Here is a 14,431-nt window from a genome sequence, read left to right as displayed (position 1 = left end):
TATAAAGTTCAACTAACGCCACAAACTATAAGCAATAACTACCCCAATTAGCGTTACCAAACTAAAGACAAATACGATTTTACGTTCTGACCAGTTGCTTAATTCAAAATGATGATGGATTGGTGTCATCTTAAAGATACGTTTGCCACCTGTTTTGCGGAAATAAGTTACTTGAATCAAAACAGATAATATCTCAACCCAATAAATCATGCCCATGGCTAAGAAAGCGAAAGCCCAGCCAAATTGCAAGAGGAAAATTGCAACTGTCGTACCTAATGACAAGCTGCCAAGATCACCCATGAAAACTTTGGCTGGATACTTGTTATGCATAAGGAAGCCTATCAAGCTAGCTACAAGTAACAAGGTTGCAAATTGATACAGATGAATTAAGCCAAGTGGCCACTTCACGGCTACCAAATTAGCACTTAATTTAGCTGATAAAGTTGCAAGCAAAGCCTCGATACCAAGTAAAACAATCACCGTCACACTTGCGCAAAGACCATCAACACCATCTGTAATATTGACTGCATTGGAGCAACAATATAAGTAAAAGACAATAAATAATGCAAAAATAATTTTGCCAAGCCAAGAATTAAAGGCTAACCAGCCTAAACCTGGTATAGCCAAGCCTAAGCCCCAGCTAGCTTGTTCACTTACAGTCACAAAATAAAGGGCATAAAGGCTAAAAATGGCAACCAAATACTGTGTCTTTTGTTTCGGTGAAAGTCCCTCTTTATCTTTGCGCACCTTAACATAGTCATCCAAGAAGCCAAGTGCGGCGGTCAATAGGATAACAAACAGCGTAACCAAGAAGTCACGGCTCAAGTATTTTTCTGAAACAGCTAGCCAGATTGTGTAAGCTAGCGTAAAGCCGAAGAATGGCAATAAGAAGATGAAGCCACCGAAAGTTGGCGTACCTTCTTTTGCCAAATGGGAATTAGGGCCCTCCAAGCGCTCATGTTGCCCGAAATGTAAACGTTTCAGATAGGGTATCAAAATCACGCCAATCAAATAGGCTGTAAGCATCGCCAAAATAATCAGAAAAATTGTTGCACTATTCAGCATTATTTATTCTCCTTCAATTGCGCACGATAATTAAGCTCATTGAAAACTTTTTCTACTGTTTCACTCAAAGCAAAGCTATGCGAACCTTTAAAAATCAAGAGTTCATTTCCGCCAAGTTCAGCTAATAAGTCCTGTTCCAAATCTTCACGCTGCATATAAGTTTTGCAGATAGCAGCCTGTTTGCCTTTCTCCTCACAACTTGTGAGATAAGCAGCTTGCATATAGTAAGCACCATGGCCTAAGAAGTAAATGCGTTTAAGCTGATGTTCGGCTAAATAAGTACCGACTTTGCCATGTTCACTTTCACTGTAAGCTCCTAATTCATTAATGGAGCCACAAACGGCAATCACATCTTTGATCTGATATTGCTTAGCTAAAATATCACCTGTTTCTAACACAGCCTTGAATGAACTACTTGCTGCATTGTATGAATCATCAAGCAAAACCGTATCTGCCACCTTAATAATTCGTTCACGGCCATTAGCCCCACTATAACTAGCCAAATTACGTGCTGCCTTGTCTAAATCCAAATGTAAAGCTGAAGCACAGGCTAAAGCCAAGCAAGCATTCTGGGCATGGTGGGTAGCAGCTGTCTTTAAAGAACAATCAACTGTTTTATTAACTTGCCAGCTACCGTTCACAAAGTTGCCTGCCTCGGCTGTAAAAATCTGGTAAATCTGCTCAGAGCCAGCTTGTTCAAAATGTCTATTCTTAGCCACAAGCCAATGACAGGTCGAAGGGAATTTCTTAACAAGTTCCATATCTAAATCATGTTCTAGGCCATAAAAATACAAGTTCAGATGCGCCGCTAATTTATGGAAACTAGCATACTCTGTCAAGAGTGCATCATTAAAAGGTAGAAGCAAGCTGCCATTTGGTCTTAAGCCGTTAAGAATACTCGTCTTTTCTCGCAAAAGAATCTTTAGGTTTTGGAAATGGCCAATATGTGAAAAGCCTATATTCGTAATTACCGCTATATCAGGCTGAACAAGCGCCGTTTCACGTGCCATCTCGCCAATTTGATCAATTCCCATCTCTACTATCGCATAATCAGTTCTTTCGTTAGCTAAGCGAAAAAGTGTCTGGCTAATGCCAACTTCATTGTTCAAGTTGTAAGCTGTTTCCGTCACTGCCCCGAATGCCTGCAAAGCCCGGCTAATCATGCTACGTGATGAAGTTTTGCCAACTGAGCCTGTCACAGCCACAACCGGATGCTTATACTGTTCGCGGCAATAGCGTGCATAAGTATAGAAAGCGTGCCACGTATTAAAAACTTGAATAATTGCACATTTATGAGTTTTCGTTAACTGAAATAGTTGCTCATCTAATTTGGAACTTTGATCAATCACGATTCCTTTAGCGCCTTTATTGATAGCTACTTCTAAATAGTCATGGCCATCAAAGCGTTCACCTTTTAGAGCCACAAAGATATAACCGTCTAATTCGCCACGGCTATCAGTCTGCAACTGTTTGAACGCTATTTGGGCATCGCCATCCAATAATTTAGCATCTGGCCAAATTTGCAATAAATCTTCTATTTTTAGCTCTTGCATCCTCTAATTTCCATCCTTTTCCGTACTTTCAGGTTTTGGCAAAACCTCGCCCTCGGCATTTTTGAATGTACTATCAACATCATCAATATTAGGATCATATGGTTTGTTCGTAAAACGCAAACGGATAGAAGTCCACTTCTTGATCTGATTCACTATACCAGCTTCATTGAAACGTGGTGTATCTTGTGAAATCACGACGCCTCTTGGATCAACGCCATCAATACAGATGTTGACCTGACTGTTTCTTGCCAAAGCCTTGGCCTCGACAATATCAAGGCCGGTAAAGTCAGGCACATCGACATTGCCCCGAATATTTAAGCTTGACAACGGGTGTGAAGCGGTACCAACAAAGACCTTGCCATCATCGATCATACGACTATCTGGTTGTGGCCATTGTTCAGTAATCGGCTCATTTTCAGGATCAACTCCAACCGGCCAAACTAATTCCAAGCCACGCATCTCAGTTACATCGATGTAAGCTCGTTTGAGAGACATACCACGGTAATCAAGCACAATATGCTTGCGCCAAGCATTGTTAAAGTCATAATCGGTAAAGTTGGCTTTCTTGTGTAACTCATTATGAGTAAGCATAGCTAAACGTCTAGCTGCTACCTGCACAACCCATGTACCAATTGTATTAGGATCAAGGGGTTGCAAAGTGGCAACCAAAACCACATATTCCGGATCGGCAGCTGAGCCGATGACTACAGTTGAGAAACAGGAAGCATCATCTTGGCCATCGCCATCGGTATCAACCGTTGATGTACCTGTTTTACCGGCTAAATCTAGGCCCGTTGAATAAATGTACTGGCCTGGGAAGCCATCATAGGTCGTTCCACGCATAATTTCTACAACTTTACGGCTAACTTCTCTTGAGAAAACTTGTCTGACGACTTTCGGCTTAATCTCTTGCTTAATGTTGCCGTTAGTATCAGTAATTTTGCTGACAATATGGGGCTCTAAGAGATTGCCGCCATTAGCCAAAGCCATATAAGCACTCATAATTTGCATAGGTGTTGCTGTGGCTTGTTCACCGAAGGCTAAAGTAGCTAAGTCGGCCATATCCAAGGAATCTAAAGCATGCTGCACGCCGATGCCCTCACTTGGCAAATCAATACCAGTCTTATCGTAAAAGCCTAATTTGACGATGTATTCAAAGAAGGGATCAATGCCAATTCTTTCTGCCAAACGTGAAAACGGCGGGTTACAAGAATACCAGAGAGCTTGATCAATACGTTCTGTACCGTGGTTGATACCGAACATGTTCTCTGACCAACATTTAATTGGGTAGGCCGTCCAACCTTCGACCCAGAGTGGTGAGTCAGAGAAATAATCTTTGTCGATATTAACTGCATTTCGCTGTAAGGCGATAGCTAAAGTAAATGGCTTAAAAATAGAACCAGGCTCATATGACTTCTGCACAATAAAGTTCGACCACACATCGCCTGTCAGATAGGCCATATCCTGTTGGTTTTTGAATGGGTCAAAATTACCCGTAATGCTCTTTTCTATATCAGCCCGTTTCTTAATTTCCGTTGGGTCAATTGTGGTTGGCGTTTCTGTCGGTACAGTTTCGCCACGAATCTTAGCCCAAGTTTCCTCATATTCACGCTTTTTGCGTTCTTTTTCTTCGCGTTTTTTGCGATCTTCGATGTCTTTGATGAGATATTTGATACGTAGATTGTTCCACTTAGGTTTCTCATACGGCTTATTCAAATTAAACGTGTTACTTTGAGCCATCGCCATAACTTCGCCTGTATCAGCTTTGGCCACGATGGCAAAAGCGCCCATGCGCGGCTCTGTAACATTTGTCAGGGCATCAACTTGGCGTTGCGCTTCTTCTTGAATTGTTTTGTTGATTGTTAAATGGACATCATCACTTTTTTTGGCATTAATATCCAAATTAACAGCATTGTTCAACGGCTGGCGGTTAAAGTTATCAACTTCTTTGTAACTAACGCCCTTCTGGCCAGATAATTCAGCGTTGTAATAGCGTTCGATACCCGTAACGCCCTCAATCAGCTCATCTTGCTTAGAGGTAAAGCCAATTACGTTGGACAAATAGTCATTTTGTGGATAATAACGGGTCATCACAGGATCGACCACGATACCGTAAATGCTTTTTTCAGTTAGATAGGCTTGTAAAGCATTTTTTTCATCAGCTGAAACATTGCGGCGCAACTGAATATAAGGCTCATCCACCTTTTCAATAATGGCTCGCATTTCCTGTTTATCCATCTTAATTAACTCAGCTACCTTATCAGCTATTTCAGTTCGCTTAGGGGCATTCGTAATCAAATAAGACCTCAAAGCTGATGGCGAAATACCGACGTTATAGACGTATGTTGTCAAAGCAAGGAGCGTACCATTTTTATCATAAATATTGCCACGTTCAGGGTAGGATACTTCACGTTGTAAGCGCTGATTGGCCGCTTTGGTCACGAACTCTTTGTGCCTGATAACAGTCAAATCGAACATCTTTAACACGCTTGCTAAAGACAGGACCATAATCAACACAAAAACTACAACTACGCTTGTAATACTTTGGATTTTGCATTTATCAGTTGAACGACGATAACGAGCATAGGCATTATCCTGCGTCCGCCTAACTTCACCCTGCTTGGCCAAATTTTTCAATCTATTTTGCCAATTGAAAAGTGAACGACGACTAGACTTAATTTTAGACGCAGCTGTCCTTGCCTCGTTTGTATTCAAACGTTGCTGAGCCGTCTTTGGTATCTGCCACTGTAAGCGGTCATTTTCATGTGCAGCTACAAAAGTTGCACTATTTTCTGCTTCATCTGCATTCTTTTTGCGCCCAAAATTAAACTGCAAAATGCTCTTTCCCTTCTAATCAGCCGTTTGTCCCTGTTTTCTCTGTTCTGGTTGCTTCTTTATCGCTAACTTCACTTGACTCTGCACTAGAACTTGAGCCAATCTCAACGTTCTCAGTTTGATTAATTTGGCTGTTAGCTAACTCAGTTTTAGTTGCTGTGGCTTCTATTTTTTTAGCCAAAAGAGCCTCGCTCTGTTTACTCTGCTTGGCATTTTCCTTAACTTTGTCTACATAGGCTTGATCAATTTCTAAAGCATGTCGAAGCAAAATGCCATTTGCCGCTTCCAGCCCGTATTGCACGCTATTATCTGTTGTGTCTTTGCTTTTAGCTTGTTTAGAATTTAACGTCTCAAAATAATCAGCCAGATTCTTGTAAATCAACTTAAAATCAACTACTTCACCACTTTTTTCATAATTGATCGCATTGGCTGACTGTAAATTAATACTTAATTGGTTAATCTGAGGTACAGGAATGCTTATGATCTGATCCTGACTTGCTTTCTCCAAGCCAATTTCCCGAGCCTTAGCAGATAGAGTCTTGGCATCAAATAATTTTGCAAGCTGTTCCTTTTTGCTTTCATTCTTCAACTTCAAATCTGTAATTTTTTCAGTAAGTTCAGCATTGTCGTAACGTTGTCTGACCAGTTTTGTTTCTCTCAGCAAAACATAGGAAAAGGCCGTCACCAAAATAGCTATAACAATTAAGGCTGTACGCGTAACGTTACGTCGCTTACTCTTAAAGCGACGATTCAAAAGTTCATTCATTCCGCGCTTAAGTTTCGTCTCACGCTCAGCTTTGATTCGGGCAGTATATTTACTTTGCCAATCAGCTCGCCCTTGTTCCATTGCCTACATTACCTCATTTAATCTTTAATATCACTATCCGTACCATTATGGCGGCTAAATAATACAAGTCCATTAAAATTTTTCAAATATTCTCAATTTAGCTGAATGAGAGCGAGGATTTTTCGCACATTCTAGCTCTGTTGCCACCAACGCTTTTTTAGTCACAATTTTGCCTAGTGGTTTTAGGCCACAACAGCAAGGTAGATCTTTCAAGCACTTACATGGATTAGCCCAGGTCTGAAATTGCTGTTTCACAATTCTATCTTCCAAAGAATGGAAACTGATAACCGCCAAACGTCCGTCTGGTAAAAGCAACGGTAAGGCAGCTTCTAAGAATTGACTTAAAGCTGAAAGTTCATCATTGACATATATCCTTAAGGCCTGAAAAGTCCGTCTAGCTGGATCTTGTTTCTCCTTGAGTGCCTGCTTAGGCATGGCATCTCTAACTATCTTGGCCAAAGTCTGAGTATCAGAAATAGCTTGCTTAGCACGGTAAGCAATAATGGCTTTGGCAATTCTCCGGCTATACCTTTCTTCACCATAAGTATAGATGAGATTACTTAATTCACGCTCATTCAAGCGGGCTAACACCGTAGCTGCACTCTCACCTTTGCTTTGATCCATGCGCATATCAAGTGGGCCTGGCAAACGATAGGAAAAGCCGCGTTCTGCATCGTCTATCTGCGGCGAAGACACACCTATGTCGGCCAAAATGAATTGTGCCTGCCAATTGCCCTGCGTTTTCTGCCAATTGGCTAAATATTTGAAGTCGTGCTGATAAAAGCGCAAATTAAGCTGCTTCTTGGTCGCAAGCCCACTTAACTTAGCTTTGGCAAAAGTCAAAGCATTAATATCTTTATCCATGCCTACAAGTTCGGCATTATCTGGCAGCAAATTGGCTAAAGCTGAGCTATGCCCGGCATAACCTAAAGTTACATCAAGCACAGGCCCTGTAAAATTTTGAGGAAGATTAGCTAAAACTTCATGCAACAGTACAGGAATATGGAGCTGTTTACTGCTATTTTCCATCTAGTTCATCTCTTTCCGTCTTGCGTGTAAATAGTAAAGAGCATAAATTAAACCAGCTAAAACCATAAGCAACGATACAAGCTGTGATACACGCAAATTAGTCTGACCAATATACAAAGAATCGGTTCTAATGCCTTCAACAAAGAAGCGTAAAGCACCATAAAGTAAGCAATACAAAGCCATGCTTACGCCAGCTTCTTTTGCTCTGTAAATACCATTTTGCTGTTCGAGTAATTTATTCTGAACAAAGACAATCAAAGCAAAAATAAGCACATTGCCGATAAGTTCATACAAAAAAGTCGGATGCACGGGCAAGGTAGGATCTAGGTTAGGCATATTCAAAGCGGCCAAATATTCTCTCGTGCCATTTGAAATCATGCCCCAAGGTAAATTAGTATTAGTGCCAAAAGCCTCTTGGTTAAAGAAGTTCGCAATTCTTGCAATACCCTGGCCCAAAGCCAAATATGGTGCTAATAAGCCAAGTAAACAGCAATAATTTTGCTTCTTATACAAGCTGACAAAGTACAAAGTTAAGCAGCCGCTTATAACACCACCATAAAACGCTAAGCCACCTGAACGAATATCCAAAATCGACCAGAGATTCTGTCTAAAGCTATCAAAGCTAAAAGCAATATAATAAAGCCGAGCGCCCACCAAGCTGCCTGGAATCAAGAACATAAAATAATCAGTCAAATCATCTTGGCTAAAACCAAATTTGCTAGAGCGGCGAAAAGCTAAGAACATAACTGTCGCTAAGGCAATAGCAGCAATCACACCATACCAGTAAATTGAAAAACCAAAAATATTAACTATCTCACGTTGAATTGGCAGGTCGTAGATACCTAATTTAGGAAAGCTCACTTGAAAATTCGTCATATATACCTCTTTCACTCCTACTCAATCTGCCCTTGTTCAGGCCGAACAATATGTAAAGCCTGCAAGCTTGTATCCAAAACAAATTCAGCCTGTTTCCACAAATCATCAAGCACCAAATTATTGTAAATAGATAGCTCATCAAAGAGGTCCAAATTGCGTAACAATAATTCAGCCATCTTATAGCCACTCAGACTGATGCTATCCAAAGACAAAAGGAAAGCGCCCATCTCAGCTTTTACTTTCAGCGCAAAATCATTAGGCTGTAAGCGGCGCTCCGAGATAGCTATCTTCAAAGCTTGATAGATACGTTTAACAGCTAGTTCTGGATCTTTGGAATAGCTAGCACAAAGCCAGTAGGCATAATCACCGCTCACTTTGAACTCATGATAGAAACTCTCATCAATCAAGCCATCCGCAAACAGTTCATTGTATATTTCGGAACTTTCACCTATCAACAAATCAAACAGCAAGCTTAAGCCAATATCATAGCCAACTAAGTCCCTGCCCTCAAGATTGCTCTTGGAATTAACATCAGGGTCTTTAATGCCAAAGCTGAAGAAAGGATGGGCAATTTGCATCTTAGACTCAGAAAAGCTATGACAAACTCTAGCTGGCTCACTCACCTTAGTTGTCAAAGTACGATGGTGATTCTCCAAACCAGGCACAGAATCGATCACTTTGAAAATCGTATCTATCGTCTGCTCCTCTGAAACATCACCCACCACTGAAATTTTCATATTGCTAGGCTGATAGAAGCTGTGATGCAATTGTTCCAAATGCTCTAGCTTGATTTCAGCCAGCGATTCTCTCGTTCCCACAATATCATTTCTAACTGGGTGATTGACAAATAAGTCATGCAGAAGTTGCTCAGAAGCTGCGCTCACAACATCGTCCTGATACATCTCTAACTCAGACAAAATAATATTTCGTTCCTTGTCAATTCTTGCTTCGCTCAGATCCGGGTGCAATAAAGCATCTAGAAAAATCTCCAAGCCAGCATCTAAATTATCAATGCAAGAGAAAAAATAAAGCGTATGATCATTGGTTGTATAGGCGTTAGCGTTGATACCCAAGCTGGCCATCTTGTCGTCAAAATTAAAATTAGGCCCATGCTTAAAAACGCAATGCTCCATAAAATGCGCCGTTCCCGCTGGCAAGCTCATATGATGCTGATCTTTGCTGTAAAAGTTCTGGTGATCAGAACCAACTGGCAAAGCAATTGAAACAAACTTACGCTTGAAACCTGGCTTAGGCACAAAGCTGATTGTCAGGCCTGAATAATGTTCGTAAATATGTTGTTTGGTGCGCGTAAAGCTTTCCTGACGCTCACGCTTTATCATTTTTCGCTCATTCTGCATGACCTTGTTTCCCTTCAATTAAATGATAAGAACCGCGATATTCTATATTTTGGGCTAAGCTAATAACTTCCGCCTTACTCGTATGGACAAGTTGATCCAACAAAAGCCTTTGATCAATCTCAGCATTGCGCAAAAGCTGATTCATCTGGAAAGTCATCAAACCAAATAGTGAGTCTGTCGCATTTATAAGCTCATTTTGTAGCAATAGCTTCGTGTTGTTAAAGACATCATCAGCCAATTTGCCCGCTTTCAGCTCATCAAGGATCTTGGCCGTTTCTTTGAGTGCAAGTGGTACATTTTCCTCGTTCAAAGCTAAAATCAGTGCAAAGCAATCCATATAGCTTAAGAGGTCATAATTGATGCCGTAAACTAAGCCTAACTCCTCACGTAAGCGCCTGAATAATAACGATTGCACATCACCCACCAAAACGCTCAATAGAAGTTGAAAGCTCAAAACTTTATTACTTGTGTAAGGAGGCAAATTACTAAAGAACAGTAAGTAGCGGCTCCTCACAAAATTACAATTTTCTACGTGTTTAATGTTATTGTGCAAGCGATATGGCGTTGGATTGACGTTGGCTAAGCAATAGAAGCGATCTTTGTTTTTAGGGAAATTATCCAAATGCTTTTTTAAGCCATGCAGCGTCTTTTGGCCAATGTTACCTGCGGTAAAGACCATAACTTCAGCTGTTTTCAATAACTCCAGCCAAAAATCACTGAGTTCTTCTAACGTTAATTTTTCAACGAAGTCACGCTCACCATGTGGATCAAAGCGATAATCAGTCCCGGCATAAAGTTCCTCGATGGCCATTTTTAACGCATAATTGTCACGATCATCAATCTGGGCAGCCAAATCTGCCAAAAGATTTTGTTTTTCGCAATTGAAAGTCTGGCGATCCAAAAGATGCACATGCTCTTTGTCCCGTAATGGATTTAATAGGCAGTCAAACAATAAATCGGTGCCCTCGCGGAATGTATAAGTGCCATCTGGTGCTTGGAAAATTGCTTGTAAATCGAATTGCAAAATTGCCATATCACCTAAAGCACAGGTATTGGCGGAAATTTGCAAACCGTAAAGCTCGGCCAAACGCTTCATGAACGATTGATGCGTTTGGAAATTAGCATTACAGGAACTCAAGATATTGCCAAGCAAAGTCATACAGCTGGCATTACGCGCATTTAACGGCAAGGCCAAAAGCAAGCTAAGATTGCCAGATAGGAAACGCTCACTTGGCAAGTGATAAAGCTGCAAGCCGTCTTTGGCATAATAACGATAAAATTTCTCTATACTCTCATGATAACGCCTAGCATCAAGTACATCTTTTTGAATCTGCGCTGTCAAAATCAAGAAGGATGGGAAATGCTTCTCAGGCCGCTGAAAATGCAAGAATTCAATTTCAATCTCTTTGTCATAAAGATCCATGCTGACATCAAGCAAAGAAGTTTCAACCGTTGGTTCGCTCTCTTTTGCATCAACTGTTGGTCTAACGCCAAAATTGGTAATAGCATTGTAAGCAACATCACCCACGATTGCCCGTGTAACATAGACACCATAAGGCAACTGGATTTGTTCCTTATCTAAGGCCATATTGGCAGTTGGCAATTTGAATTTGCGCGCTAAGCCCCGACCATTCTTCACCTTGCCTCTAACTTTGAAATTATGGCCAAGCAAAGCATTCGCCAAATCAACCTGTCCCGCCAAAAGTAACTTTTTGATGCGGCTAGTTGAAATTATCTCGCCAGCATAAGTTAAAGGTTCAAGCACCTTTAGCTCAATATCATTAGCCTTACACAAATCTGCAAGTTCAGGAATACCATAAGCTCGCTCATGCCCAAAACGGAAGTTGCTACCAACTATTAACAGCTTCGTATTCAATTGCTTAACTAAAATCTGGTCAACAAATTCTTCCGCTGTCAAATTAGAAAAAGCGGGATTAAATTCTTGCTCTATATATTCTTGCACGCCTAAAGCAGCAATTTGCTCCTGCCGTTGCTTGAGAGTCTGCACTCTAGCTTCATTCTGTAATTTTGGCAAATTATCAAAGCTATAACAGCAAGGCGTTAATTTCTTGATGCTAGCGTAATAAACAAGCTGGTTAAACAATTCTTGGTGGCCCCGATGGACACCATCAAAGAAGCCAATTGTCACAGCTCTGGCCTGACTATTCGGCGTTGGTTTGAGTTCACCTATCTGTTGAAATTTGTTAGTTGTCTTGACAGCTTTCGCAACAGCGTCCTTAAAAGCTGTTTGAAAATCTTTAGCCTTAAAGCTCTTAGCAATAGCATCGGCATTGAATTGGCTCAAATCAGCCTTGTTGCGAATGACGGTTTTCTCCGGCATGCCGGCCACTTCAATCTCAGCTACCTCTGTCATAACAGCAGCTTTTTGCTGATCGATTTGCTCAAATACATCGGCATATTGCTGCAACATGTTATCCACAAGTTCATCCTTGCTTTGCACCTGTTTTGCATATTGTTCAACCAATTTCAGCAAACCTGTTTCATAACGCAACTTATAAATCTTCATGGCTAAATAACATCCTTTCCGGTACAAGCTGTAAGCCTTGTTCCATCTCCTGCAAACTAAGTAAAGCGATAACTTGTCCTTCGTAAATTGCTAACACATACTGCCTTTGTTTAATTATACTCATTGCAGGCAAATTTATAAGATTTTTCCATAAATGTTCTGTAGAATATTCTGGCTTTTTGGCTAGTTCCTTTTGATAAAATGACAAGGTCCTACCTTGTAGCAACCACTTATGCTCTTTATCATTGCAAACATAATTCGGCAAATTAGAAAATGCCGTCTGCAAATTAAGGCCAAGCTTCGCCCTTTCAGTTTCGCTTTTGGTCTGCGCAAATAAATCCTGCCATTCACTTTCTGAATGTGCATCAGCTAGATCAAATTGCCCCACTTTTGTTCTCAACAAACGCAGCGTATAAGCCTCTGTCCCTAAGCGCTTGCCTAAGTCTGCAACTAAGGCGCGAATGAAAGTTCCCTTACTGACAGTAAACTCAATATCAAAATAAAGCGTTGGTGTAAATTTACACCAAGCAGAAATTGCAGCTTGCTCCAATGGTTTAGCTAATTTTTTCATTTGCAATCGAGCTTTGGCCGCTGGAAATAGAGTTGGATTTGGCCAGGCTTTCTGCTGTTTTAATTCATTTAAGCGCTCTGTATATAATTGCTCTAATTTAGCTAAATCAAGCTCTGCTAACTCTGTTTGGCTGATGATACCTTGAAAATTCAACAATTTGGCAGCCGTCACTTCTATCGTTTTATACTGTTTTTCGACAGACTGATTTTGCCTGGCATACTCATATAACTTTTTGCCATTAACCTTTTTAGCTGAATAAAGCGGTATTTCTTGTTCACTTACGCCTACTAATTGCTGAATTTGTGCTTTAGCTAAAGCTGCATCGTCTTTTAGCAAAGCGTAATAAGCTTGGAAGCTTAATTCCTGCTTAGATACAAGTTCACCATTGGCATCCAAGCTCGTGCTTTTAGCACCTAGAACAACTAAGGCGCGATAAGTTTTGCTAGCAACTTCCAAATAAGGAATCAAGCGCGTTGCCCGATTGACAAACACGGGTAATAAGCCCTCGGCAAAGGGATCTAAGGTACCAATATGACCTGCTTTTTCTGCACCTAAGCTATGTCTTAGCTGATTGACACAGGCAAAGGAACTGGGGCCGATACTTTTATAGATCAAGTATATTGAATTATTCAGCATCTTCACTTTCCAATTCTGTTTTGCAAGCACTTAAAAAGTGCGCTTTAGCTTCCTCTAAAGTTACGTTGTAGATGGTAAAGCCGCTAGCTCTTTCATGGCCGCCACCACCTAGTTGTTTAGCTATATTCTGACAATTAATTGCCTCAGTCGAACGAATTGAGCCTAAGACGTTACCTTTTAGAGTCGAACGCAAAAGCACAGCCACTTTGACGCTTCTAACTTCTCTAAGCATGGAGCTTATGCCATCTAAGTCTACTTCACCAGCCTGAGCTTGCTGAATTTGTTCAGCTGTCAAGTGGGAAACTAAGCAAGTATTGTCATAGCTAAATTCAGTCTGACTGAAAGCTAAAGCTATCATCTTCAACTTAGCCACGCTCATTGTGTGATAATGCACACGATTAATTAGCTCCTGGTCTGCCCCGTGCTGTTTCAAAATTGCCATCAAAAGGTAAGTCTGGGCACTGGTTGCCGCATAGCTTAACTGGCCGCTGTCTGTAATAATGCCTGTCATTAGGCAATTAGCCAAGTTAGCATCTAGTAAGCTTTGGCCACTTTGCTTTTCTAATAAGATTATCAATTCAGCCACCATACCTGAGCAGGCAATTTCATTAGCGGCAATATCATAACGTTCACCAGCTGGAATATCTGAAACGTGGTGATCGATAATTAAGCGCCTCTCCTCTTGGCAAGCTTGCCACAAGGCAAAACGGACGCCTAATCTAGTTTCAGGAGCTGAATTATCAATCAAGCAAACATAAGCTTGTTCCTGCGTCAGCTTATCTACAAATTGGGCTGCTTTAGCCTCTGTATCTAAAACTGCATAATCTGGTAAACTTAAGTAAGCATACATAGGCGGCACTGGTTCTGCTAACAGCACCTCACTTTTTAGACCTAATTTTTGGCAAGCTATGTTCAGGCCAAAAGCTGAACCAATTGCATCCCCATCAGCACGATGATGCGGCAAAATGTACAATTTTGTAGCCTCGTTTTTCGCCTGGGCCAAGGCTAACAAAAGTGCGGCCAAAGTCTTCGTATTATGTCTAAACTGCAAATTTAGTTCTGACTGTATCTCCATCCAAATCCTCTTTTTCGTCAAATGTAAAGAAAGAGGACAACTACCTACAAAGATAATCG

Annotated in this window: 10 protein-coding genes; all 10 read right to left on the bottom strand. The window is 40.9% G+C overall.

The window, feature by feature from the left end; genetic code table 11:
* Positions 1-12: 12 nt before the first annotated feature.
* Entirely contained in the window at positions 13-1,065 is a 1,053-nt protein-coding gene (gene mraY, locus PYS62_RS01555; protein WP_066714888.1) for a phospho-N-acetylmuramoyl-pentapeptide-transferase, read from the bottom strand.
* Positions 1,065-2,618 (bottom strand): UDP-N-acetylmuramoyl-tripeptide--D-alanyl-D-alanine ligase, encoded by a 1,554-nt coding sequence (locus PYS62_RS01550; protein ID WP_066714889.1) that lies wholly within the window; start codon positions 2,616-2,618, stop codon positions 1,065-1,067. Before PYS62_RS01550 ends, mraY begins: the two co-directional genes overlap by 1 nt.
* 3 nt (positions 2,619-2,621) lie before the next feature.
* Positions 2,622-5,453: a penicillin-binding transpeptidase domain-containing protein gene (locus PYS62_RS01545; RefSeq protein WP_066714891.1), complete on the bottom strand. Its 2,832-nt coding sequence runs from the start codon at positions 5,451-5,453 to the stop codon at positions 2,622-2,624.
* 19 nt (positions 5,454-5,472) lie between these two features.
* Positions 5,473-6,300, bottom strand: a complete 828-nt coding sequence (locus tag PYS62_RS01540; RefSeq protein ID WP_066714893.1) for a hypothetical protein — start codon at positions 6,298-6,300, stop codon at positions 5,473-5,475.
* 72 nt (positions 6,301-6,372) lie between these two features.
* A complete protein-coding gene (gene rsmH, locus PYS62_RS01535) occupies positions 6,373-7,329 on the bottom strand; it encodes a 16S rRNA (cytosine(1402)-N(4))-methyltransferase RsmH (RefSeq protein WP_066714895.1) in 957 nt (318 codons plus the stop codon).
* Positions 7,330-8,205 carry a prolipoprotein diacylglyceryl transferase gene (lgt, locus tag PYS62_RS01530; RefSeq protein WP_066714897.1) on the bottom strand — a complete coding sequence of 292 codons (876 nt, stop codon included), beginning with the start codon at positions 8,203-8,205 and terminating at the stop codon, positions 7,330-7,332.
* Between the two features lie 17 nt (positions 8,206-8,222).
* The gene (gene yfmH, locus PYS62_RS01525; RefSeq protein ID WP_315574122.1) at positions 8,223-9,545 is read right to left on the bottom strand and encodes an EF-P 5-aminopentanol modification-associated protein YfmH; all 1,323 of its coding nucleotides are present in this window, start codon (positions 9,543-9,545) and stop codon (positions 8,223-8,225) included.
* A gap of 7 nt (positions 9,546-9,552) precedes the next feature.
* Complete coding sequence (gene ribF, locus PYS62_RS01520) at positions 9,553-12,090, bottom strand: riboflavin biosynthesis protein RibF (protein ID WP_066714901.1); 2,538 nt, start codon at positions 12,088-12,090, stop codon at positions 9,553-9,555.
* On the bottom strand, positions 12,077-13,297 hold the full coding sequence (locus PYS62_RS01515; RefSeq protein WP_066714905.1) for a tRNA pseudouridine synthase B: 1,221 nt from the start codon (positions 13,295-13,297) through the stop codon (positions 12,077-12,079). The genes ribF and PYS62_RS01515 overlap by 14 nt, the downstream gene beginning before the upstream one ends.
* Positions 13,287-14,372 (bottom strand): DHH family phosphoesterase, encoded by a 1,086-nt coding sequence (locus tag PYS62_RS01510; RefSeq protein ID WP_066714907.1) that lies wholly within the window; start codon positions 14,370-14,372, stop codon positions 13,287-13,289. The genes PYS62_RS01515 and PYS62_RS01510 overlap by 11 nt, the downstream gene beginning before the upstream one ends.
* Positions 14,373-14,431 lie beyond the last annotated feature (59 nt).

It is taken from the genome of Amygdalobacter nucleatus (genome assembly GCF_029167365.1).
Taxonomy (GTDB): domain Bacteria; phylum Bacillota; class Clostridia; order Saccharofermentanales; family Fastidiosipilaceae; genus Amygdalobacter; species Amygdalobacter nucleatus.
Note: the sequence above shows the minus strand (reverse complement) of the source record. Positions and strands in the feature narration are given on the sequence as shown.

Excerpts from the sequence above, each read along its gene's own strand:
- PYS62_RS01550 (WP_066714889.1), bottom strand. The coding sequence starts at position 2,618 with ATGCAAGAGCTAAAAATAGAAGATTTATTGCAAATTTGGCCAGATGCT.
- mraY (WP_066714888.1), bottom strand. The coding sequence starts at position 1,065 with ATGCTGAATAGTGCAACAATTTTTCTGATTATTTTGGCGATGCTTACA.
- ribF (WP_066714901.1), bottom strand. The coding sequence starts at position 12,090 with ATGAAGATTTATAAGTTGCGTTATGAAACAGGTTTGCTGAAATTGGTT.
- yfmH (WP_315574122.1), bottom strand. The coding sequence starts at position 9,545 with ATGATAAAGCGTGAGCGTCAGGAAAGCTTTACGCGCACCAAACAACAT.
- PYS62_RS01510 (WP_066714907.1), bottom strand. The coding sequence starts at position 14,372 with ATGGAGATACAGTCAGAACTAAATTTGCAGTTTAGACATAATACGAAG.
- rsmH (WP_066714895.1), bottom strand. The coding sequence starts at position 7,329 with ATGGAAAATAGCAGTAAACAGCTCCATATTCCTGTACTGTTGCATGAA.
- lgt (WP_066714897.1), bottom strand. The coding sequence starts at position 8,205 with ATGACGAATTTTCAAGTGAGCTTTCCTAAATTAGGTATCTACGACCTG.
- PYS62_RS01515 (WP_066714905.1), bottom strand. The coding sequence starts at position 13,297 with ATGCTGAATAATTCAATATACTTGATCTATAAAAGTATCGGCCCCAGT.
- PYS62_RS01540 (WP_066714893.1), bottom strand. The coding sequence starts at position 6,300 with ATGGAACAAGGGCGAGCTGATTGGCAAAGTAAATATACTGCCCGAATC.